The following is a 21,878-nucleotide window of genomic DNA, read 5'->3' as shown; positions in this document are numbered from 1 at the left end:
ACGGTTGCCCTTTCGATACGAAGCTTCTATGTCAGATATATCTCTTTTTGAGTGCTTGGGTTAGCGTAGACAATTGAGATGTCATCGGTTTGGGTCTTGGTTGGATCTAGTGGAGGAGCAATTATTCAGTAGGTATTCCACTCCAGACTATTCATACAAGGCTAAAAAGCGATCCGTGCAATCATCCCTCATTAATAGGAGTGCTATGTTGAATCCGATGACAGCGGCCTGAACGGCGGACTAGCATCCAGCGGTTGAACAGGAGTCAGCGACGGATGGCTGGTCGAAATCGGCTTTTACTCTCCAGATCTACCCAACATTCGAAGTCCGCGTGTGAGTATCCGTCACCACTAGAGTCTAATTACTGTGTATTCGGCCCTGATATACGCGTAGTCTGCGGATTCAACAGAGTACTCTGTACTATTTGCTACGCGAAAATAGGACAATTAATTGAAATAAGTATTTTATTATTTCATTCTGATGGTGAAGTATGGCTAATAGTCATAGCCAACGCCGGTCAGCGTTATTCGAACTTCTGCCAGAGGAAGTATCGGCTATGTTCCTAAGCCCGGGGAAAACACTTCGATACTTCACTGGACTGAACATACACAAGAGTGAGCGACCAATGCTTGTTGCTCTCCACCAAAATAAACCTCCGGCTATCATTCTTCCTGCTCTAGAAGTTGAACGCATCCAAAATGCACTTGAGATGGACGCAGAATTCTTCGTCTATCAGGATGCAAGGGATCCAGTTTCTGAAGCTAAAAATTCCTTCAATAATTATAAGAGTGAATACGGAACGAAGGAGCCAATCGCTGTAGAATATCGTTCAACGAGATTACTGGAATATGAGGTAATCTCGGACATCGGAGGTCCTAGCCAGATTGTGGATGCGGAACAGGCAGTTTCAACCCTTCGGTCACAAAAAGATGAAACTGAAGTGGCTAAATTGCGATATGCTGCTGAAATAATTGATGAGGTGCTTTCTCAAGTCACTACAGAGATTTCGCCAGGGATGACTGAGCAGGACGTTGCAACGACAATACACAAGTACGTTCTCGACACGGACGCCGATGGTTTGGGTAGTCTCATTGTCGCCGGAGGATCAAACAGCGCAAAACCACATACAAACACCGGAACACGTAAACTTGAGCGCGGCGATCCCTTGATAATTGACGCCGGTGTAATCTATAAGGGCTACTACTCAGATATCACGCGGACGTATCAAATTGGCCAGGAATCCGAGCGACTACAAGAGATTCACGATGTCACGAGAGAGGCTGCAAGAGCTGCACGTGAGGCTATTCAACCTGGGAAAGAGATTCAGGAGATCGATCGCACGGCCCGCGAGATCATCTCGAACGCTGGGTTTGGGGAGAACTTTCCTCACCGGGTAGGTCATGGGTTAGGCCTCGAAGTTCACGAACAACCATATCTTGTTGACGGAAATGACTCACCGTTACAATCTGGCCATACTGTGACCATCGAACCTGGTATCTATATCGAAGGGTTTGGGGGTGTTCGTGTTGAAGACGACGTGGTCGTGACAGACGATGGTGCTGATGTCTTGACATCGTCACCTCGAGAATTACGAGTCATTTGAATACCACTGGGGAATACGATCTCGATCATCCGTCTTAGTCACTTGACTTCGCACCTTATGCTGGTGGAGCGCATAAAGTGACGTAAAAATTGGATGCCTCTATTCTGTTGACTCCACAGACAGCGCGGGGATCCGGGCTGAATTCACGGTCATCAGACTTCATTGGTGAAGGATTCTCATACGTGGACTTCGAACGATGGGATGGCTTTGGAGAGCGAAAACCGGTTCCGACCAGCCATCCGTCGCTGACTCCTGTTCAACCGCTGGATGCTAGTCCGCCGTTCAGGCCGCTGTCATCTGATTCACCTATGGACACATTGCTACCCGAACAAATCACAGCTAGCGACAAAATGATTACACCGTCTCGGAATCTACTGTTCTCACAGCCGGTAGGCGGTCGGAACGTGTCCGCGGTACGGTCGCTGTCTGGCGATAGCCGACGTTCACGGAGGGCCCCGCTCGGTACTGAGGACCGCCGAGTCGGCAGGTTTTAGATCGTCCTCTATGCGGTCACACCAGGTGGATCGTAAACTGTTCCCCGATCAAGGATATGGTAGATCGACACCATCATTTTCCGAACTGCTGCTACGATTACTTTCTGGGAGTTCTTCCTGCTTGCTAACCGATCGTAGAACCGACTCAGAGACTCATTGTTACACGTATGGACTGCGGTGTTTGCTGCTTGAACAAGCAGCCAACTCATACTGCCTAATCCACGTTCTGAGATGCTCCCTTCGATCCACGAATCCCCTGACTCGCAGATCACCGGATTCAATCCGACGTAGCTGACGACCTCTTTGTCACCGTCAAACCGGCTAACATCGCCCAACTTCGCGTAAATTGTTAGCACAGTATAATAGCTCACGCCAGGAATTGTCGGTCGCGTTAAGTTAGAGGATGAGGAGGACAAGTTCTGAGTGTCTATGACAGAATTCGGCCGCCCCAGCGAAGGTATCGCGTGGATCGACTTGTCGTTTGTGGAGCGAGATCGGACTCCGAATTGGTTGATTGAAGTTGGGGTCCGCTGTCACTTGGCCAATATGTAACTATGGGAGGTAAGTAAATTTCTCGATGAATACTGTATCGATCGGAGTCACGTCGCTATCCACAACTGGGTTCATAAAGCTGATCTACAGTCGATTTCGACCGTCTCCCAGGATCAGTTCGCGGTTGACGAAAAGATGTTCCGCCTTAATGATCAGCAATTCTGGCTGTATGGCGCGATGGATCCGTATACAAACGATATCCTCCACGTAAGCCTGTATCCGACCACAACGAAGCAGACCACGCGATGGTTTCTGACCGATCTACACCGGTGATACCAGCTGAATAACGTCGAATTTCTCGTCGATGATGCAGAATATCTTGGTCCGGTTCCTGCTGAAGATGGCTATCGATTTCAAGTTGTACAATATAGAAATCGAGATACTATCTAACGTGTCTTTTGAAAAATAGAACGTGGAAACTCATCGTTTGCAAATATTTTCAACAATGTGGCGCTAGAGACAGCTCAAAACTGGCTCGAAGCCGTCACCGTCTACCACAATTCACGCCGAACTTAACGCGACCGAATCGTCATCAACAGTTGGATCTCCATCAGAGACCCAGCTCGCTCTTCGATCGTTTCTTCAAGGTTCTGTATCTATTCGGTGAGCATCTCGAGCAGGTCGAGATACGACTCCAGCAACGTGTTCCATAGTGTCGGGAGCGAGAGTTCCTCCGAGAACTTCGTCCCTTCACGTTTAGCGATTTCACGTCTTCAGTAATGCTGTGGACTGAGAGGACGCCGTGGATCTTGTTGGCGTATTCGGTGCGGTTCTCGACCAGCGTTTGTCGCCCGCGTACTCGTTCGCAGGCTTCTCTGATCCCGTCGGTTGGAACGTAACTCTCAGGCACCGAATTCAACCGCACCATTCGCGCGAGTTCTTTGGCATCGACGCGATCAGTTTTCTTGTCAGTGTCGGCGATCTGATTCAGCTCTTTCGAGTGAGCAACAGTCACATCTGCTTTGTTGAATCCGATGATTGCGCAGGGATCATCGATTCACTGAACCGAGTTACTCCCGAATCTATCGGTTTTTCACTCGGCTTCATCCACCAGTGTCTGCTGTGTAGGACGACCCCACGAAAACACCGATCGAGAGATTACTTCAAACAACTGTTCGTCCAGCCGAATCTATGGATGGTCTCGATGCCTTCTGCAGATTCAACAGAGTATATGAATCAAAAAGGGGCACCATCAGGAGTCTTCGCGTGGTGTCTATGACTGCTGCCCGTCGCGGAAACTGAGCACCAATTTCCGCGTCGTCAGCGCATAGATATTCATCTTCCGCCCCTTTTCGGAATACGCCGTCCCGATGGAGGCAATGATCCCAGCCCGTTCGAGCCGATCGAGATGGTATGAGACCGTTTGAATCGACGTATCAACCTCATCGGCGATCGCTGACGCTGTCCGCGGTGACCCTGTCAGCGTCGAGACGATTCGCTGAGCAGTTGCTGATGACAGCGATTCGATGACGTCGCTGTCGTCGAGCGTTACAACGCCGGGCGAACACTCGTCCCCAGCTGTGAACTCAGCAGTTATCAAATCGTTAACTTTCATTGGAGCGCCTCCTCGTGGCGACGTCGACCGGCGTTTTTTGGAGGGGTGGTACGGTCTGCATCGGGGATCGCGGGCGTTTCGAAACGGCAGAGAGGCACATTGGGTGACACACCGTTGCATATTCGAGTACTTGCAGAGAATTATTATACTCTATTACGATACTAAAGAAACTAGAAATACAATCAATACAATTATAGTATTATTACTATCTATACTATCGAGAATGAGTGACGAGACCGAACTTCGGTCAGTAGTCGAAGTCCATATCGCGCCTCTTGGATACGAATACGACCGCATCAAAGAACCCGTTCTCACGTACAACGCGGATGTGCTCTACCTGTTGCGGGACCCGCAACGGAAGCCAGTTACGTACCACGACGATCTGGTAGCTGAACTCACCGACGTCGGCGTGACGGTGGAGTGCCGCGAAATCGATCTCACGGATGTGTACGACGTACTCGGCGAAGTAACGACGATCGCGGACGAGTATCGGGACGATATCGTTCGCGTCAACGTCTCGAGCGGACCGAAGCTGGCGACGGTTGGGGCCGCATTGGCGTGTATGGCGACTGAAGCGAGCGGCTATCACGTTCATCCGGAATCACAGTCGCATCCTGTCCAGGAGTCACCACGAACGGAGGGAATGCAACTCGCGGAACAACTGCCATCGTACCCGCTGGAGACGCCGACAACCGACCAGGTCCGGATCCTCAACTACATCGAGACGACCACTGAATCGACCTATACCCCGAAGAAAAGCGACCTCATCACCTTTGCTGAGGAGAACGATCTCTCCTTCATCACGCAGTCCGACCCGGCAAATGAGAAGGCGAAATTCGCATTACTAAACAGTCGTATCATTGATCCGCTCCAGGAAGACGGATACATTGCGGTCGAATCAGTGGGACGCACGAAACAGATTTCACTAACCGATACCGGCCAAAACGCCCTTCACGCGTTTCGACACAAACTACCGAATCAGACATAACGCGATCGACGGTAGCTCAGCCCCACCGTAGTTCCCGCATTGAAATCGTCGGAGATGCAATCAACCAAACTCCAGCCCTCACCGAACTATGCCCCGCTCGCTCCCCTCCACCCGTACCGTCGCACTGCTCCTTTTGCTCGTCGTTGGCAGTACCTTCAGCTTCGCCTTCCACGCCACGACGGGGAGTGCAACCATCACGTACGAGGCGACGTCCGTCGAACCCGGAGAGAATCCGGAGCTCGTCACGCGTCCAACGAGCAACGTAACCGACCTCGAGGAACGACTGTCTGATACACCCGCTCAATATCAAGGCCCGATTCGAACCGCAGTCGCAACCGGGTCTTATAATGGAACGCTCCAGCCGGAGTTGCACATCGTGATCGAGGACGTCAGGACGCCGTATGTCTGGTATAACGGGAGCTACTACGCGTGGACGATCTCGACGAAAGAGGAGACGACGAACGCGACGATCCAGATGGAGCGAACCGACCCGAAACGGTGTTCTCAACCGTTGCTCGTCCGGTATCCGAAGCCCCATCCGAGGTTCGGACAGCTATTGAATCAGGAACGACGACCGCATCGATCGTCGAACAGGGCTTGTACCAGCAGGATGGCACGTACTACGTCGTCGCGCCTGAGAACGAGGGCGCACTGGGAACCCAGTTGGCGAGCGTGGCCATCGGATTTCTGCTCACACCGGTCGGACGTGGATACGTCGCAGTCGCGTTAGGGCTTCTCGGGTACCGCTATCGTGAACCGACGCGCGCCCGTCTATTGACCGTCCGGCGTGCCGTCGCGATCGCCGCACTTGCGATTCCGATCGCACTTGTTGCAACCGCACTCTTTGAGAGCGGCTCACCCACCCGTTTCGTCACCGGTCCGACGACCGCTGTCGTCGTCGCCACCGGCCTCGTCGCGGGTGTTCTTGCGGCCCAGCGGCGGTGGCTCCTGCTCGTTGGTGTGACGGTCGGAATCGGATTGTTCGCCACGGCAGCACTGTCGGCCGTGATCGGCCTCGTTGGGCTGATCTTTGGACCACTTGCCGTGTGTCTCGGATTACTCACTGGCGTCATTCCGTTCGGTTACGGCTACTGGTTCGCGCGGACCTCACCAGTTAATCCACAGAATTAACGGATTGCTATCGTATTCGTTCGATGATGGAGTGGTCCCCGAACCGTCGCCTCCAGCTTCGAATGGTCGTGTCGCTGCTTGGACTCGGCCTCCCCGTCTTTGCCGCATCGATCGCCAGCGGGGTCGCCGTCGCACTCGGTATCGGATTTATCACCCTTTTCACACCGATGCCCCTGGAGTTCGGGACGCCGGTCGCAAACGGGCTCGTCGGAGTCGCGACGGTGGCCGTTCTGGCGGCGGTTGTGTGGGGTGAACGCGATGCGCCGTCGTACGTGATCGACGCAACTGGAGCCCGACCTGCAACTGCAGACGAATATCCAACATTGCAAGCGACGGTGAGATCTGTAAGCCACCAGGTCGACGCGCCCATTCCTGACATCTATGTTACTCCGATTGAGCAGCCACTATCGCTAACTACTGGGTTCTCTCCGCAGGATGCCTGTCTGCTCGTCAGCGAGGGTCTTCTCGACCTGCTGGACGATGCAGAACTTGAAGCAGTCGTCGCACACGAAGTTGCACACACCAAGAACCGTGACGCTGCGGTGATGACCGCCGTCGCGCTTCCGATCGCAGCAGCGGGACGAGTCGGCTCTCTGTTGGCAGGACCGACGGCAGGAGTCGAGCACGGTTCCGTAAGTCGTGCGGACTATGCCGACGCGCTTCTCACGGTCGGGCTTGTCGTCGCGCTTCCGGTTGGAATATGTACGCTTCTATTGTCTGCCTCGTTATCTCGGGCACGGGAATTTGCCGCTGATCGCGGTGCAGTCGCGATCACCGGGAAGCCTGCCGCACTCGCCACGGCGCTTCGAACGATCGAGACCGCGGTTGGTGAGCGATCGGCTACGACAGTTCCACGTGCGGAGATCGGAGCGTTCACGATCGTCGCCCTGGATGTTGAGTCTGACGGGGCGTTCGCTACGCTTTATCAGCGGTTCGATCGAATCGTTGCCACACATCCAGATCTGGAAACCCGAGTAACACGCCTGCAAGAGCTGATGGATTCTCAAGAGCGGTATTGACGTCGAACGCCCAGAGTGTCTCCAGTCGAAGCGGCTGAATGCCTCGGGATCGTACGGAAGATACAGTTTTCCTTGATGAGGAGATGCTCAGCCTCTCGAACCACCTCTCCCCGAGACGGTTCATTCTGAACCAGTGTCTGTCGCTCGGATAGCACTCCCTAACACAAGATATTGGAAGGCTCCTCGTCTCTCGGATTGTCTCAGACACCCCTCTATCGATGTGTATCGTCGTCCTTGACGCGAGAGTTGTTGATCGAAGCCAGCTATGCGACACATCGAACACATCGATAAAGGGGTGTCTGTCTGTCTGTATACGTCTCCTCGATCATCTCCGAGATTTGCCTTCCCCCCCCTTCACTTCACAGATAAGCAAGGCGGATGCCCCGAGGCTTGACCTCGGGGAGGAAGCCGACAACAGAGGGCACAAACCACGCTACGAAGGCAGGCCTGCTCCCAAGTATTAAATAACTATAGACCAGTATGTGAAATACAGTGGAATACCGTCGAACCGCCGTCATTAAACTCGACACTCCTGAAGGGGCTTCCCCGCTCCTTCGTGAGACTGTCGATCAATTCAAACACTGCGCCAATACCGCTTCGGAGTGGTGCTGGCACGGCGACGACGGATACCACGTTACATCCAAAGCCAAAGCCGAACGCGCCCTCTACGACCAACTCCGCGACGAAACCAACCTTACCGCGAATCTCGTCCAGAAAGGGATTCGCAGGGCGGTTGAGGCCGTCAAAAGCGGAGTCTCGCGTCTCGAACGTGGAGAGAACACGTCATGTCCCTACTTTTCAGCAGACAGCGCGGTATACGACAAACGAAGTGCAACGTTCCACCGCGATCACGTATCCCTCTCCACCGTAGACGGCAGGATTAGGTGTGACTACATCCTCCCCGACAACTCAGAGACGCCTCCGACGAAGTACGTCTCTGACGAGGACTTTGAGTTTCGCATGGCACACTTACAGTACCGAGACGGTGACTGGTACTTGCACGCCTCAATGCGGAAGGTCGAAGCAGATGGCGAATCGTCTGAACCCGAATCCAAGCACAGAACAGTCCTTGGTGTGGATTTGGGCGTCAACAACATCGCCGTCGCTTCGACGGGGCGATTCTGGTCGGCAGATGAGTTCAACCACTGGCGACGAGAGTACGAGAAACGCCGTGGGTCGCTCCAACAGTGTGGGTCACGTCACGCTCACGAAAACATCGAGAGCGTCGGTCGCAAAGAGACGGGGCGGTTCGAGATATACCTGCACTCGGTGGCAAACGAACTCATCGAGGAGGCCGTCGAACACGACTGTTCGCACATCGTGTTCGAAGAGTTGACCCACATTCGGGAGAACATCCCGAAGGCAACGTGGCAACACGTCTGGGCGTTCCGACGCCTCTCCAAATACGTCGAATACAAGGCCGAGGAGTACGGCGTGGATGTCGTACAGGTTGACCCACGGAACACCTCGAAGCGGTGTTCGACGTGTGGGTTTACCCATGACGATAATCGGTCTGGTGAAGCGTTCCAGTGTCAGAAGTGCGGGTACGAGAATCACGCTGACTACAACGCTTCAAAGAACATCGGTTTACAGTATCTCCGTCGTCGGCAAAACGCAAACGACGGAGGCGCACCCGTAGATGTGCGCTTGAATCGCGGGACGCTGAACGTGAACGGCGAATATTCGCCTACTGCCCTCAGCAGTTAGAACGGGAGTCCACGCGAAAGCCTCGGGGCTTGACCCCGAGGCAATTTACTAGTTACACATCGATAGAGGGGTGTGTCTTGGGAAGTTTTGTATGAAAACATATTAGTATTCTATCTATTATTGGTTGGAAATTATTTTATTCACCGATATATACAATCTAATTATGGGTAGAAATCCTCGGTGGGGAACTACCAGCCGTACTCAACCTCGGGAATCACCTCCCGAATCGGCTCGTTCGGAGTCACCAACTAGTGGCAGATCAGCACGTACATCTGGGGCGGATTGTGACGACTCCTCGCCTTCGATCGAGGAGTTGTTGTTGGAATTTGACGAGCAAGCAAGCTTGATCCGCAAACGGTCGCTTCTTGATCCGAATCACGTGGTCGAAGAGGACCGCATCGTGGGTCGCGATGAACAACTCACGGAAGTCACGAAGAAACTTCGCGTTGCTCTAGGAGACAACCGACCGCCGAATCTGTTTCTCTACGGTCCAAGCGGAACCGGAAAATCGCTTATTACAAAAGCAGTGTGTGAGAATATTGCAGCCCTCTGTAAATCACGAGATATCCGATTTGGAACGATCGAGATCAATTGCCAGGACCTCGATACGCTCGGCGTCGCCGTCTATGAACTCGCGAAACAGGCCGCTACTGTCGCTAATGAAGAGGTTCAGGTCCCGAAACACGGAGTCGCGACGAAAGAGAAATGGAACGAGCTCTATCGAATCGTCAACGATAATTTTGATTCCGTCGTCTTCGTGCTGGATGAACTGGATATGTTGATCGGTCGGCGTGACAAACAGGAACCAGCATTCTCTCGCCTGCTGTATCAATTGTCCCGAGCTGGAGTTACCAAAGACTTGCAAGCCTACGTTTCAGTAGTTGCCATTTCGAATGATACGAAGATGATGGACTCCGTCGGAAGTCGAGCGCTCAGTTCGTTTCTCCCGGAGGACATTCACTTCGATGACTATGATGCAACGCAGTTACAGTCAATTCTTCAACGACGTCGCGACGCGTTCTGTGAGGAAGTAGTCGATACAGAGGTGATCCCACTTGCAGCTGCATTTGCTGCACAAACTCACGGCGACGCAAGGCAGGCCATCGACCTGATGCGAGTCGCCGGCGAACTCGCTGAACGAAACAATGATGAACGGGTTCGTGAAGAACACGTTCGTCAGGCACAGGATAAGGTCGAGAAAAACAAGGTCCTCGAAGTCGTCCGAGGCATCAGTACCCAAAAGAAGCTCTGTCTATACGCCACCGCCGCCGTTGCATCTCGAACGCCCAATGAAACGGCACGCAGCACGATCGGTTATCGGACTTATCAGGCCCTTGCATCGGCAATCGACGTCGTACAGTATCACCAGGAGACCTACGTGAACAAGATGAAGGAGCTGACGACGTATTCGCTCGTCGACTTTGAACGACGGAGCCACGGGCCGAGTTCCGGGATGTTCCTTGAGTTCCGATTCGGTGATCGACCACAAACCATTCTCGAGACCCTGCGAGAGGATTCTCGGATCCAATCGGTTCCTCAAAAGGAGGTTGAAGACCTGGTTGACTCCCACTTGCGCCAAGTACAGTAATTGATGTCTCAAACGACAGAAGACGTCGGGATCTACAGGCAGAGCACGCCGAGTGCCTTGGGGCTTGACCCCGAGACAGGCGGGGAGCCGCTCGACCGGGATGGGGCGTTCTCCCCGCCGACGGTGCTCACGGACGTCCCGGATGACTCGCCGGCGGCTCGAGGCGAACTGTTCAGTCCCGTCGCGGCCGTCTTCCGCGTTGACGACGAGTCCGAGGCGATAGCGTGAGCCAACGACACGCGGTTCGGACTCGGCGGGAGCGTCTGGACGACTGATCGAGAACGGGACGAGCGGCTCGCCCACGATATCGAGGTGGGCTGTGTCTACGTCAACCGGGTGCGTTCGGTTCCGAACGATACAGCGTGTCGACGCCCCCCTTCAGCCGTTTCCATCCGGTCTTTGCCGAGCCAACTGCGCCCGTGTGTCGATGTCGATTCGGACTCCCTCGTCGCCGACCGACACGAGGGCGGCGTTGTCACTCCCGAGGAGCACGCTTCTCCCCCCAACGTCACCATCGATACGCCGGAGTTCGGCGAAGTGGCGCCGGTCGAACAGGACCGGGTTGCCGCGTCGACCGTCGATCGCCGGGGCGAGCGTGTCGCCGACGCCGGCGTCGTACGCGTCAACGAGCGCTCGAACCGTCGCCGGGTCGACGAACGGCATATCCCCGGGGAGAAATATCGCAGCCGCGGCGTTCGTTTCCGCGACAGCAGCGGTACCCGCTCGGACCGACGCGGACTGACCCCGCTCGTAGTTCGGCGCCTCGATGACCGTCGCGCCGGATCCATCGACCGCTTCTCGAACGGCCTCGGACTCGTGGCCGACTACGACGAAGACGGGAGATAGTGCCGCATCCAACAGCGACCGGAGGGCGTGCCTGACGAGAGGCTCACCGTCGATCGTGCTCAGAAGCTTGTTCGAGTCGCCGAATCGTGAACTCGTGCCGGCCGCGAGCACGACACCAGCGACCGTGGGCAGATCGGACGATTTAGCCGCGTCATCCGTCACGTCGGACGGATCCACAACCGGCAGGTCGGGAGCATCGGTCATTCGATCACCCCGTAGGGCGTGACCGACACCGGCTGGTCCGCGGCGATCGATTCGGTCGTAATGACGACGCCGTCGGCGAGAGTCACCCGGGTGCTCGAGGCGACGCGACCGGGCTTGAACAGCTTCCCGTATAGATCGTCGGCGTCGTTACCTTGCCCGGTCGGGACCGCACATCCGTCGCGAAGACTCACGGGAACGGCGTACTCTACGTCCGTATCCGGCACTGCGACGTCGTTTGTCGCCGGTACGGTCACCGTTGGATCGACTGAATCCCTCGTTCGACTGACGAGAGCCGGCCGGAGGAGTAGCGTGGCTGCCGTGTGCGCCGCGACCGGCTTCCCGGGAAGTGCACAGACCGGCGTTCCGTCGACGATGGCCGCGGTCGTCGGCCGTCCCGGTCGAAGCGCGACGCCCGTAAAAATCGGATCGTGATCGGCAAGCACACTGCCGACGTGATCGCCGGCACCGACGCTCGTCCCTCCCGAGGTGACGACGAGGTCGTGCCGGGCGGCCGCTCGTTCGAGTGCCGCAACGATGCGGCGTCGATCGTCGGGAACGGGATCGAGGATCGCTGGCTTCATCCCCCATTCGCGAAGCAAGCTTGCCAGCATAGCGGAGTCGCGGTCGGGTTGATCGCCTTGGACGATCTCCGTACCAGTCGCGAGAATCCCGACCGTCGGACGGGATCGAACGGAGACTCGATCGATCCCGACATCACGGAGGAGGGACGCATGGCGCGGCGCGAGTCGGTCGCCCGGTTCGAACACCGTCTCACCTTGGGCGGCCGTCGCCCCCGCTGGATACAGGTGTTGCCCGGCAGCCGGCGCCGATCCGACGAGACGACCGTCCTTGACGATGGCCTCCTCGATCGGAACGACTGCGTCGGCCCCCTTCGGCAGCGGTGCACCGGTTGCGACTCGCGCTGCGGTGCCGTCCACGAGCGAATCGGGGGCGTCGGTCGTTTCCACGCTTCCGGATATCGGCCGCGGCGAAGTGTCGGCAGTCGCGAGCGCGTATCCATCCATCGTCGCGAACGGACGATCGGGAACATTCGTCGGCACGACGACGGCCTCGGCGACGGTTCGTCCGGCGATTTCGCCAAGCGTGACCCGTACCGCGTCACGCTCGACGTGCGTGTCGAGACAAGCCCGGAGCCGCTTGACCGCAACGACGCGTTCCGTCCAGTCCCCCATTAGAACATCACCGTCGATCGAGCCGGCAACACGCGAATCGGCATCACGTATCCCCCGAACGTGTTCGTTAATAGTTTCATATACACGACTATCTTAACTATATCTGGTTTCGAATATCCAGTTAATCCAATTTTTGCAAACATTTATAGTAACATAGACTCGGTGTCATATGTATGTGTCTAACAGGCATTCGAAGGGGGAGACCCGACGGATGAACTTCAACGGCACGTTCGAACTGGAGGACACGACCATCGAGGAAGTCTGGCTGGCGCTGTCGGATCCGGTGCTGATCGCGGACGCGCTCCCGGGCTGTGAGTATCTGCTTCACGTCGAGAGCGACGACGTCGACTTCACCGAGCTCTCGGACCGGGCGGATGAACGGGACGCCGAACTGACCGGGGATCCGGAGGCGATCGCCGAACGTGCCTTCCGGCAGGGCGAGTGGTATGCGGGTCAGATCCAGGTCAGCGTCGGTCCGGTGAATCCGACGTTCGAAACGGTCGTCCATATCGACGAACGCGACCAGCCTCGAATGAGCGCCTCCGGGGAGGGGAGCTCCGGCGACAGCTCCTTCGAGATGTCGTCCGGGATGGAGCTTCACGAGACGGACGACGGCGGAGTCGCCGTCGAGTGGGAGACGGACGCGGACGTGTTCGGCAAAGTAGCAGGTATGGGCCAGCGGGTGATCAATCCCGTCGCCAATCGCCTCGTGAAGCGGTTCTTCGGGGATGTCCAGTCGACGCTACGGGAACTCCAGCTCGCGGAGGCGGACACGCCGACTCCGGCGGAGGACGAGGAGGGAGGTATCGTCGATCGATTGCTCGGGCGGTCTTCATCGAACTCGTCATGACGGAACACGACATCACACTCACGGTCAACGGCACGGAGCACGACCTTACGGTCGAGGCGCGGACGTTGCTCGCGCACGCGCTGCGGGACGAACTCGGATACACGGGGACGAATATCGGCTGCGAGAGCAGCCTCTGTGGGGCCTGCACCGTCCATCTGGACGGCGAAGCGGTGAAGTCCTGTACCGCGCTGGCGGTACAGGCCGACGGCGCCGAGATCCGAACTGTCGAAGGGCTAGCGGACGGCGACGAACTACACGCGATCCAGCGGGCGTTCCAGGAGGAACACGGACTCCAGTGCGGCTACTGTACGCCCGGTATGATGATGACGTCCGTGGAACTGTTGAAGGAGAACCCGAACCCGACGCGGGAGGAGATCAGAGAGGGGCTTGAGGGGAACCTCTGTCGCTGTACCGGCTATCAGAACATCGTCAACGCCGTCGAGAACGCTGCCGAATCCTTGCGGTCGGGGGCGGTCGCCGACGGAGGCACGGTGGCGGACGACCCGACAGCTGACGATCCGACCACGACCGACGGAGGTGAGTCGAAATGACGATCGAGTCCGTCGACCCTGACGACGTGACGGCCGCGGACATCCTCGGGTCGGCGATCGAACGCCGCGAGGATCCGGCGCTGATCACCGGCGATGCGGAATACACTGACGACATCCAGCTCGCCGATATGGCACATATGTCCGTCGTGAGGTCCCAATACGGTCACGCCCGCATCGAGGACGTCGATACGAGCGAGGCGGAGGCGATGGACGGTGTGGTCGGAGTCTACACGCACGACGACCTCGCCCGCGAGGATACCCCCGGCGAGGCCCCGTTCAATCTGCCGGTGGGCTGGCTCCTCCCGAGTCTGAACGATGTCGACCATCCAATACTCGCCGACGGGAAGGTGCGGTATCAGGGCGATGCGATCGCCATCGTCGTCGCGGAGCAGCGGTACCAGGCGGCGGATGCAGCCGGTGCAGTCGACGTCAGCTACGAGCGTCTCGATGCGGTAACCGATCCCGACGAGGCGCTTTCAGGCGACGCACGACAGCTCCACGCCGACGCGGACGATAACGTCGCGTTCGACTGGGAGATCGGCGATGCGGAGAAGACCGCGGCGGCGTTCGAGGACGCGAGCCACACAGCGAGCATCGAGCTGACGAACCAGCTCGTCATCCCGAACGCGATGGAACCGCGAGCAGCGGTCGCCGACTACCACCCGGGAACCGATGAACTGGAGGTGTTTATGACATCGCAAAACCCGCACCTCCACCGTCTCCTGATGTCTGGGGTCATCGGTCATCCCGAACACAAGCTCCGCGTGAAGGCCCCCGAGGTCGGCGGCGGCTTCGGGTCGAAGATCCACCACTACGCGGACGAGACGCTCGTCGCGTGGTGTTCCAAGCTGTTGGACCGCCCCGTCAAGTGGACCGCGACGCGTTCGGAAACGTACCAGACTGACGCGCTGGGACGCGGACACGAAACGGAAGCCGAGATCGCGATGGATGACGACGGCGACGTGATCGGTCTGCGGGTCGACACGCGGGCCAACCTCGGGGCGTACCTCTCGACGTTCGCGCCGGCAGTACCGACCTATCTGTACGGGACGCTCCTCTCCGGTCAGTACGACATCCCCGCGATCCACGGCCACGTAACCGGCGCGTTCACGAACGTGCCGCCGGTCGATGCCTACCGAGGCGCCGGCCGCCCGGAAGCCTCGTTCGTCGTCGAGCGGCTGATGAACCGTGCCGCCCACGAGATGGGAATGGATCCGGCCGAGTTCCGTCGCCGGAACTTCGTCCCCGACGAGGCGTTCCCGTACGAGACGCAGGTCGCCGTCGTGTACGACAGCGGCGAGTACGAGAAGCCGATGGACGAGGCCCTCGACCTCCTTGACTACGAGGACTTCCGTGACCGGCAGAAGGAAGCCCGCGAGGAGGGACGCTACCTGGGAGTCGGCTTCTCCTGTTACATCGAGGCGTGTGGACTCGCACCCTCGGAACTCGCCGGACAACTCGGCGCCCAGGCGGGACTGTGGGAGTCGAGCCTCGTTCGCTTCCATCCGTCGGGAACCGTGACGGCGTTCTGTGGCACCTCCGGCCACGGACAGGGCCACGCGACGACGTATGCGCAGATCGTCGCGAACGAACTCGGCGTCGACTACGATGACGTCGAGATCGTCGAGGGGGACACCGACGAGATCCCGCACGGGATGGGAACGTACGGCTCTCGTTCGGCGGCGGTCGGCGGGAGCTCGCTCGTCAAGAGCGCCCGAAAGGTCGTCGACAAGGCGCGGGAGATCGCAGCACACTCGCTTGAAGCGGACCCCGATGACGTCGAGTTCGAAAACGGCGAGTTCCGGATCGTCGGCGCACCGGACAGGTCGATCGGCATCCAGTCGGTCGCCGAACAGGCGTACCTCGCCCACGATATGCCGGACGATATGGAGCCGGGACTGGAGGCGACGTCCTTCTACGACCCCGATAACTTCGTCTTCCCGTTCGGGACCCACGCCGCGATCGTCGAGGTCGACCCCGAAACCGGCGAGATCGAATTCGAGAAATACGTTGCCGTCGACGACGTCGGGAACCAGATCAACCCGAAGATCGTCGAGGGACAGATCCACGGTGGCGTCGCGCAGGGCGTCGGTCAGGCGTTGTACGAAGGCGCCGAGTACGACGACAACGGGACGTTGCTGACGGGGTCGATGCAGGACTACGCCGTTCCGAAGGCCGAGCACGTCCCCGAGATGGACACGGCGTCGACCGTGACCCCGAGTCCGCACAACCCGCTCGGCGTGAAGGGCGTCGGCGAGGCCGGCACCATCGCCGCGCCGCAAGCCATCGTCAACGCGGTCACCGACGCGCTGGAGCCGTTTGGCGTTGACCACATTGAGATGCCGATGACCCCCGAACGGGTCTGGAGGGCCGTGGATGCGAGCGCGACCGCCGACGGCGGGCACGATCCCGAGGATGGGACGGCCGACGGGGGTGATCGGTGATGTTCCCCGACGAGTTCGACTACTACGAGGCGACGTCCGTCGACGAGGCGATCGACCTCCTTGCCGAGCACTCCGGTGCTGAAACGGAGCTGCTCGCGGGGGGACATAGCCTTCTCCCGGCGATGAAGAGCGGGTTGTCGAGTCCGGACGTGCTGATCGACGTGGGGGGGATCGACGACCTCCACGGTGTGTCAGTCGACGGCGACACGCTCGTCGTCGGCGCGATGACGAGCTACAGCGACCTCCTTGACGCGGACGCGGCCCACAAGCACGCGCCGGCGTTCGCGGCCGCCGTCGGACAGGTTGGCGACGAACAGGTTCGCAATCGGGGAACGATCGGCGGCAACCTCGCACACGCGGATCCCGCCTCCGACCTGCCGGGAGCGGCGCTAGCGTCGGACGCGACGATCGTTGCGGAGGGTCCCAACGGCGAGCGGGAAATCCCGATCGACGACTACTTCTTCGGGATGTACGCGACTGCGCTCGATCCGGGAGAGCTGGTGACGCGCGTCGAGATTCCATCGGCCGCCGGCGCTGCCGGAGCGTACGCCAAGAAGCCGTCGCCGTCCTCCGGGTACGCGATGGTGGGCATCGCCGCGCTCGTCGAGACGGACGGGGGAACCGTCACCTCAGCTCGTGTGGGAGCCAACGGCGTACTCGACCACGGCGTCCGGCTCGAGGCGGTCGAGGAGGCGCTCGTTGGCGGGTCACTCGATCAGGAGTCGATCGAGGCGGCGGCGGCCGTCGCGACCGACGGCATCGACGAGGCGATGATGATGTCCGACCTCCAGGCGTCGGCAGAGTTCCGCGCAACCCTCCTCGAGGCGTACACGAAACGGGCGCTCAGAGCGACCGCGGAGAACGCGGCGCCGCGGGCTGCTGACTGATGATACTGTCCCCCGATCCGCGACCGTGGGCATCACCGCGGGCCGGGGATCGCTCGTCCACAGGGTTCACGAGATACCTCAAACACCGATGACCGACCGACGACCGACAGCCTTCAGCGATGTGACTGACGAGCGTCTTCGAACGCTGTTCGACGAAGAGTCGTACGTCGCCGACGACCACGTGGTGACGACGGTGCTGCTCGCACTCCGACTGGGCAAGCCGCTACTGGTCGAAGGCGAACCCGGTGCGGGGAAAACCGAGCTCGCGAAGGTCCTTGCGGCCGGCTTCGATGCCGAACTCGTCCGGCTACAGTGCTACGAGGGACTGACCGCCGAGAACGCGCTGTACGAGTGGAACTACACGAAACAGCTGCTGGCGGTGCAAGCGAGCGACGACGACGCGTCGGTGTTTTCCGAGGAGTTCCTCCTCGAACGGCCGCTGTTACGGGCGCTTCGAGGGGGATCCCCGCCGCCAGTGCTGCTGATCGACGAGGTGGATCGTGCCGACGAGGAGTTCGAGGCGTTACTGCTGGAGGTGCTGAGCGATTTCCAGGTGTCCGTGCCCGAGCTCGGGACGATCCGTGCGGAGACGCCGCCGATCGTGGTGATCACCTCGAACCGGACGCGGGCACTCAGCGACGCGCTCAAGCGACGGTGTCTCTTCCTGCACGTCTCACCGCCGTCGTTCGAGAAGGAGCGGGCGATCCTCGAGCGAAAGGTGCCCGCACTCGACGGTGCCGTCGCGACTGAGCTGTGTGCGATGGCCAAGCGTCTTCGTGAGGAACCGCTGCGGAAGCCGCCCGGCGCAGCCGAGACCATCGATTGGGCACGAGCCGTCGCCGCCCTCCGTGCCGAAAACGACGACCCGCTGACACCCGAGGAGATCCACGAAACGCTTGGCTGTCTGCTCAAGGAGGTCGAGGACGTCGAGCGAGTGGACGAGTCCCTCCTGGAGACGCTCGTTGAGGCCGCAGCCGACGCCCGTGCGGAGGTGACGCCGTGAATCCCGACGGGGCGAACCGGGACGACCGGTCTTCGAACGGTCAGGACCGAGGTGTCACCGTTCCGGACGTGCCGGCATTCCGAGCGGCACGCGACCACGTCCGCGACGAACTCGTCCGATTCGTTCGGGCGCTCCGGCGTGCCGACGTTGCCGTCCCCGCGAACGCCGGACCGACCGCGGCCCGCGCGCTCGTCGAAGTCGGATTCGACGACGAGGCGACCGCTCGGACGGCGCTGCGGGCGTGTCTCATCTCCGACGCGGAGGATATGTCGACGTTCGATCGGAAGTTTTCCGAGTTCTGGCGGCGACTCACAGCCGGACTCGACCTTGACGGGCCGGCGCCGCGATGGGACGACGGCCCGGAGGGGACGCTCGCGCCGATGCACGAGAACGCCACGGACGACGAGCCGGAGACGAACGCCTCAGAAACGGCCGACCATCCGGATGCCGATCCGGAGACGAATCCCGTGGCGGCGTCCGCGACGCTGGACGCGGTGGTTGCCGATTCCGAACCCGACGTTGACGCTGACACGGTCGAGCGATCCTGGGTCAGTCCGACGGGACGTCGGACGCGCGTCTCGGAAAGCGTCGGCATTGGACCGGTTGACTGGCTCGCGACCGCGTTCGACAAACTGACACGGGGGCTCGCGACGCTTCGGGGGCGACGATGGCGGCCGGGAGACGAGCGGGCCGACGTCAGGCGATCGCTCCGGTCGAGTATCGGAACTGGAGGCACGATCGTCTCCCTTCCGCGTCGCGACCGTGAACCCGATGCCGTGCGTGCGGTATGGTTCGTGGACGTGAGTCGATCGGTCCTCGATACGATCGACCGGTCGTTCCTGTTGGGGACGCTCCGGCGGGCCCGAACGGAGTGGCGTGACTGTCGTATCGTCCTCTTCGACGAGTCGGCTCGCGACGTGTCCGAGGCGTTCGACGAATCAACCGCGGCGGCCGCCCTCGACGCGCTCGATCGGGCGGAAACGGAGTGGGGTGGCGGCACGCGGATCGGCGAGTCGCTCGCCGACTTTCTCGCGGATACGCCGGGGGCGTTCGATCGTCGAACCGTCGTGTTCGTCGTCAGTGACGGACTGGAGACGGGCGACGCCGACGCACTCGAAGGGGCATTGGCGCCGCTCTCGCGGCGCACGGCGGGAATCGTCTGGCTGAACCCGCTCGCAGTGGCGTCGAAATACGAACCACGGGCGGATGGAATGGCGAGTGCACTTCCGTTCATCGACGGACTGTTCGCCTTCGGTGGCCCCAACGATCTCGCAGAGGTCGGCCGGCAACTGCGGCGCCACGGACTCGGCGGTCGAATCGGCTACGAGTACGACCCACGGCGGGGGGTTTCCGAAGCCCGCCGAAATGACGTCTGAATATGAACGAGTGGAGCCTACCGGAGACTGAATTGTTCGACCGCATCCGTTCCTCCCTCGACGAAGATGTCGACGCCGTCCTCGTGACCGTCATCGATGTCGAAGGGAGCGCGTACCGCAGGCCTGGCGCCAAGATGCTGATCCGGCCGGATGGAGGTGCCGGAAGCATCACTGCCGGCTGTCTGGAGGACGAGGTCAAGGATCTCGCCACCGACGTACTTGACGCGGGCACGGCCCGCGTTGAGACGTGGGATCTCACGGGCGATGATGACGTGTGGGGTATGGGCGTCGGCTGTAACGGCGTCATCACGGTTCTCCTCGAACCACTGACTGACGACTACACACCCGTCGTCGACGCTCGTAACCGTGGCGATCCGGTCGCAGTTGCGACTGTCGTCGACGGAGATCTCCCGATCGCGACGCGCGGCTACTACGCTGCCGGGGAGTTCGACGGCGACCTGCCCATATGGGTCTGCGAGGAGATACGCCAAGCGACAGAGCGCTTGCTTGCGGACGGCGGAAGCGACCTACTCACCGTCTCCCGGGGATCGGACGGAGACGCGACCGGCACGGAGGAGGCGAGTGTGGACGTGTTCGTGAACGGCATCCGGCCACCGCCGGAAGTGGTGGTGTTCGGTTCCGGCCACGATGTCCGCCCGGTCGTCGAACTGGCGACGCTCGTCGACTTCCGAGTGACGGTCGTCGCCTTCCGCGGGGGGCATATTGACGACGACCGTCTGGCCGGTGCGGACGAGGTTATCTCCGCGAGCCCCCACGAGGTAGCTGACCTTCGGGAGTGGGACGGGGACACCTACGCCGTCGTAATGACCCACAACTTCGTGGATGACCGGATCACCATCGACGTGCTCCTCGAAACCCCGGTGCCGTATCTCGGTCTGATGGGTCCACGGAAGCGCTTTGCGGAGATGCGCGAGGCGTTCGCGGCGGAGGGGCGGACGTTCACCGACGCCGAACTCGAACGGATATACACTCCGATCGGCGTGAATCTCGGTGGAGACAGTCCCTACCAGATCGCCTACAGCATCGTCGCCGAACTCCTGGCCGTCGCGAACGACCGGGATCCCTGCCATCTCACGGACCGTGCAGGGCCGATTCACGACCGTGTGGAGGGAGAATCCTCGTGACGGCCGACGATGTGGCGTCCTCGCCGATGCTTGCTCGGACCTGGTCGATCGCCGCGAACTACCGAACCCCGGAGGATTTCGACATCCCCCACGCGCCCCGGTTCCACTCGGAGATGACGGATGAGGAAGCCCTCAGGTTCGTCAGCAGCGACGGTACCGTCGTCCTCGAAGCGTCCGTCACGAGCAGCGTCAACCGGTGAGTTGCCCTTTCCTCTCTCCTCCGTTCCCGTCGCTCACCCCGGTGAGGAACGGTCTTCCGCTGACGTCGGTAACAGACAACAACTCTCCGTCCCGGTCGGTGATTTCGACAGCAAGTATCGCGACTATTCTTCGAGAGTACTGCGAATCGCTCGTATCTCGTCTCGAATTTGCTGCCACTTCGTCAGATCTCCCGGGATAACGGATTCTTGTCTATCGCCACCACCGAGACCATCGTCGTTCGATGTTGTTTGATCGACAAGTGCCCGGATTGCACGAGGGTCTTCGATCGCCCGGAACGAGAGGTCGTCCCCACCAGCGATTTCGAACGTGACTGAGCCGTATCCGAAGATCGACCCCGTGATATCCTGCCCAAAGGAGCTGTTCTGGACGGTTTCGAGATTTGCCTGTGTGACAGACCGGGTCAAAACGCCGCGTTTCACGTAGAGTGCTTCGTCCGTTACAACGTACTGTACGCCTTGAAGAGCGAAATACTTCCAGAGCGGGATCGCCACTCCGAGTGGAACGACTGCGAGGAAGAGTG

The 21,878-nt window shown here is 59.4% G+C and carries 18 protein-coding genes and 4 pseudogenes; 16 read left to right on the top strand and 6 right to left on the bottom strand.

The window, feature by feature from the left end; translation table 11 throughout:
- Positions 1–490: 490 nt before the first annotated feature.
- Positions 491–1,603, top strand: coding sequence for a M24 family metallopeptidase (locus BLV25_RS16045; RefSeq protein WP_092735348.1), 1,113 nt, complete (start codon positions 491–493; stop codon positions 1,601–1,603).
- A 502-nt stretch (positions 1,604–2,105) separates the two neighbouring features.
- Here BLV25_RS16045 and BLV25_RS16040 read toward each other — a convergent pair.
- Positions 2,106–2,480: pseudogene (locus BLV25_RS16040) on the bottom strand (transposase); the annotation flags it as partial.
- Positions 2,481–2,526: 46 nt separating this feature from the next.
- Between BLV25_RS16040 and BLV25_RS18270 the strand changes: the two are divergent.
- Positions 2,527–3,165, top strand: a pseudogene (locus BLV25_RS18270) (IS6 family transposase).
- Positions 3,166–3,173: 8 nt separating this feature from the next.
- Here BLV25_RS18270 and BLV25_RS16030 read toward each other — a convergent pair.
- Together BLV25_RS16030 and BLV25_RS16025 are read right to left on the bottom strand one after the other, a co-directional pair.
- Positions 3,174–3,607, bottom strand: a pseudogene (locus BLV25_RS16030) (IS110 family transposase); the annotation flags it as partial.
- A 255-nt stretch (positions 3,608–3,862) separates the two neighbouring features.
- Positions 3,863–4,204: an ArsR/SmtB family transcription factor gene (locus BLV25_RS16025; protein ID WP_092735346.1), complete on the bottom strand. Its 342-nt coding sequence runs from the start codon at positions 4,202–4,204 to the stop codon at positions 3,863–3,865.
- A 223-nt stretch (positions 4,205–4,427) separates the two neighbouring features.
- Between BLV25_RS16025 and BLV25_RS16020 the strand changes: the two genes are divergently transcribed.
- The 6 genes and pseudogenes from BLV25_RS16020 to BLV25_RS15995 form a co-directional block, all read left to right on the top strand.
- Positions 4,428–5,192: an HFX_2341 family transcriptional regulator domain-containing protein gene (locus tag BLV25_RS16020; RefSeq protein WP_092735343.1), complete on the top strand. Its 765-nt coding sequence runs from the start codon at positions 4,428–4,430 to the stop codon at positions 5,190–5,192.
- Positions 5,193–5,621: 429 nt separating this feature from the next.
- Positions 5,622–6,323 carry a hypothetical protein gene (locus tag BLV25_RS16015; RefSeq protein ID WP_256335779.1) on the top strand — a complete coding sequence of 234 codons (702 nt, stop codon included), beginning with the start codon at positions 5,622–5,624 and terminating at the stop codon, positions 6,321–6,323.
- A gap of 62 nt (positions 6,324–6,385) precedes the next feature.
- The gene (locus BLV25_RS16010; RefSeq protein ID WP_256335778.1) at positions 6,386–7,342 is read left to right on the top strand and encodes a M48 family metallopeptidase; all 957 of its coding nucleotides are present in this window, start codon (positions 6,386–6,388) and stop codon (positions 7,340–7,342) included.
- 492 nt (positions 7,343–7,834) lie between these two features.
- On the top strand, positions 7,835–9,049 hold the full coding sequence (locus BLV25_RS16005; RefSeq protein WP_092735341.1) for an RNA-guided endonuclease InsQ/TnpB family protein: 1,215 nt from the start codon (positions 7,835–7,837) through the stop codon (positions 9,047–9,049).
- A gap of 163 nt (positions 9,050–9,212) precedes the next feature.
- Positions 9,213–10,637 carry an orc1/cdc6 family replication initiation protein gene (locus BLV25_RS16000; protein ID WP_092735339.1) on the top strand — a complete coding sequence of 475 codons (1,425 nt, stop codon included), beginning with the start codon at positions 9,213–9,215 and terminating at the stop codon, positions 10,635–10,637.
- Positions 10,638–10,706: 69 nt separating this feature from the next.
- Positions 10,707–10,988: pseudogene (locus tag BLV25_RS15995) on the top strand (aldehyde dehydrogenase family protein); the annotation flags it as partial.
- A 27-nt stretch (positions 10,989–11,015) separates the two neighbouring features.
- Here BLV25_RS15995 and BLV25_RS15990 read toward each other — a convergent pair.
- Both BLV25_RS15990 and BLV25_RS15985 read right to left on the bottom strand, forming a co-directional pair.
- Positions 11,016–11,687, bottom strand: coding sequence for a nucleotidyltransferase family protein (locus BLV25_RS15990; protein ID WP_092735337.1), 672 nt, complete (start codon positions 11,685–11,687; stop codon positions 11,016–11,018).
- On the bottom strand, positions 11,684–12,880 hold the full coding sequence (locus BLV25_RS15985; RefSeq protein WP_092735335.1) for a molybdopterin molybdotransferase MoeA: 1,197 nt from the start codon (positions 12,878–12,880) through the stop codon (positions 11,684–11,686). Before BLV25_RS15985 ends, BLV25_RS15990 begins: the two co-directional genes overlap by 4 nt.
- 211 nt (positions 12,881–13,091) lie before the next feature.
- On the opposite strand from BLV25_RS15985, the gene BLV25_RS15980 reads away from it, so the two are divergent.
- The 8 genes from BLV25_RS15980 to BLV25_RS15945 all read left to right on the top strand — a co-directional run bounded on the left by BLV25_RS15980 (position 13,092) and on the right by BLV25_RS15945 (position 21,336).
- Positions 13,092–13,730, top strand: coding sequence for a CoxG family protein (locus tag BLV25_RS15980; protein WP_092735333.1), 639 nt, complete (start codon positions 13,092–13,094; stop codon positions 13,728–13,730).
- A complete protein-coding gene (locus BLV25_RS15975) occupies positions 13,727–14,281 on the top strand; it encodes a (2Fe-2S)-binding protein (RefSeq protein WP_092735331.1) in 555 nt (184 codons plus the stop codon). Before BLV25_RS15980 ends, BLV25_RS15975 begins: the two co-directional genes overlap by 4 nt.
- A complete protein-coding gene (locus BLV25_RS15970) occupies positions 14,278–16,725 on the top strand; it encodes a xanthine dehydrogenase family protein molybdopterin-binding subunit (RefSeq protein WP_092735329.1) in 2,448 nt (815 codons plus the stop codon). Before BLV25_RS15975 ends, BLV25_RS15970 begins: the two co-directional genes overlap by 4 nt.
- Entirely contained in the window at positions 16,725–17,612 is an 888-nt protein-coding gene (locus BLV25_RS15965) for an FAD binding domain-containing protein (protein ID WP_092735327.1), read from the top strand. The genes BLV25_RS15970 and BLV25_RS15965 overlap by 1 nt, the downstream gene beginning before the upstream one ends.
- 88 nt (positions 17,613–17,700) lie before the next feature.
- Entirely contained in the window at positions 17,701–18,615 is a 915-nt protein-coding gene (locus BLV25_RS15960) for an AAA family ATPase (protein WP_092735326.1), read from the top strand.
- Positions 18,612–19,991, top strand: a complete 1,380-nt coding sequence (locus BLV25_RS15955; protein ID WP_218128660.1) for a VWA domain-containing protein — start codon at positions 18,612–18,614, stop codon at positions 19,989–19,991. The genes BLV25_RS15960 and BLV25_RS15955 overlap by 4 nt, the downstream gene beginning before the upstream one ends.
- Positions 19,988–21,136 (top strand): XdhC family protein, encoded by a 1,149-nt coding sequence (locus tag BLV25_RS15950; protein WP_092735324.1) that lies wholly within the window; start codon positions 19,988–19,990, stop codon positions 21,134–21,136. Before BLV25_RS15955 ends, BLV25_RS15950 begins: the two co-directional genes overlap by 4 nt.
- On the top strand, positions 21,133–21,336 hold the full coding sequence (locus BLV25_RS15945) for a hypothetical protein (RefSeq protein ID WP_092735322.1): 204 nt from the start codon (positions 21,133–21,135) through the stop codon (positions 21,334–21,336). Before BLV25_RS15950 ends, BLV25_RS15945 begins: the two co-directional genes overlap by 4 nt.
- A gap of 123 nt (positions 21,337–21,459) precedes the next feature.
- Here BLV25_RS15945 and BLV25_RS15940 read toward each other — a convergent pair.
- Positions 21,460–21,878 (bottom strand): PH domain-containing protein (locus tag BLV25_RS15940; protein WP_092735320.1); only part of this gene is annotated, 419 nt, incomplete at its 5' end.

This window comes from Halopenitus persicus (assembly GCF_900107205.1).
Classification (GTDB): domain Archaea; phylum Halobacteriota; class Halobacteria; order Halobacteriales; family Haloferacaceae; genus Halopenitus; species Halopenitus persicus.
The sequence above is the reverse complement of the archived record's forward strand: the minus strand, read 5'-3'. Positions and strand labels throughout refer to the sequence as shown.

Coding starts and splice junctions, on each gene's coding strand:
- BLV25_RS16045 (WP_092735348.1), top strand. CDS start 491: ATGGCTAATAGTCATAGCCAACGCCGGTCAGCGTTATTCGAACTTCTG.
- BLV25_RS16025 (WP_092735346.1), bottom strand. CDS start 4,204: ATGAAAGTTAACGATTTGATAACTGCTGAGTTCACAGCTGGGGACGAG.
- BLV25_RS16020 (WP_092735343.1), top strand. CDS start 4,428: ATGAGTGACGAGACCGAACTTCGGTCAGTAGTCGAAGTCCATATCGCG.
- BLV25_RS16010 (WP_256335778.1), top strand. CDS start 6,386: ATGGTCGTGTCGCTGCTTGGACTCGGCCTCCCCGTCTTTGCCGCATCG.
- BLV25_RS16000 (WP_092735339.1), top strand. CDS start 9,213: ATGGGTAGAAATCCTCGGTGGGGAACTACCAGCCGTACTCAACCTCGG.
- BLV25_RS15990 (WP_092735337.1), bottom strand. CDS start 11,687: ATGACCGATGCTCCCGACCTGCCGGTTGTGGATCCGTCCGACGTGACG.
- BLV25_RS15985 (WP_092735335.1), bottom strand. CDS start 12,880: ATGGGGGACTGGACGGAACGCGTCGTTGCGGTCAAGCGGCTCCGGGCT.
- BLV25_RS15980 (WP_092735333.1), top strand. CDS start 13,092: ATGAACTTCAACGGCACGTTCGAACTGGAGGACACGACCATCGAGGAA.
- BLV25_RS15975 (WP_092735331.1), top strand. CDS start 13,727: ATGACGGAACACGACATCACACTCACGGTCAACGGCACGGAGCACGAC.
- BLV25_RS15970 (WP_092735329.1), top strand. CDS start 14,278: ATGACGATCGAGTCCGTCGACCCTGACGACGTGACGGCCGCGGACATC.
- BLV25_RS15965 (WP_092735327.1), top strand. CDS start 16,725: ATGTTCCCCGACGAGTTCGACTACTACGAGGCGACGTCCGTCGACGAG.
- BLV25_RS15960 (WP_092735326.1), top strand. CDS start 17,701: ATGACCGACCGACGACCGACAGCCTTCAGCGATGTGACTGACGAGCGT.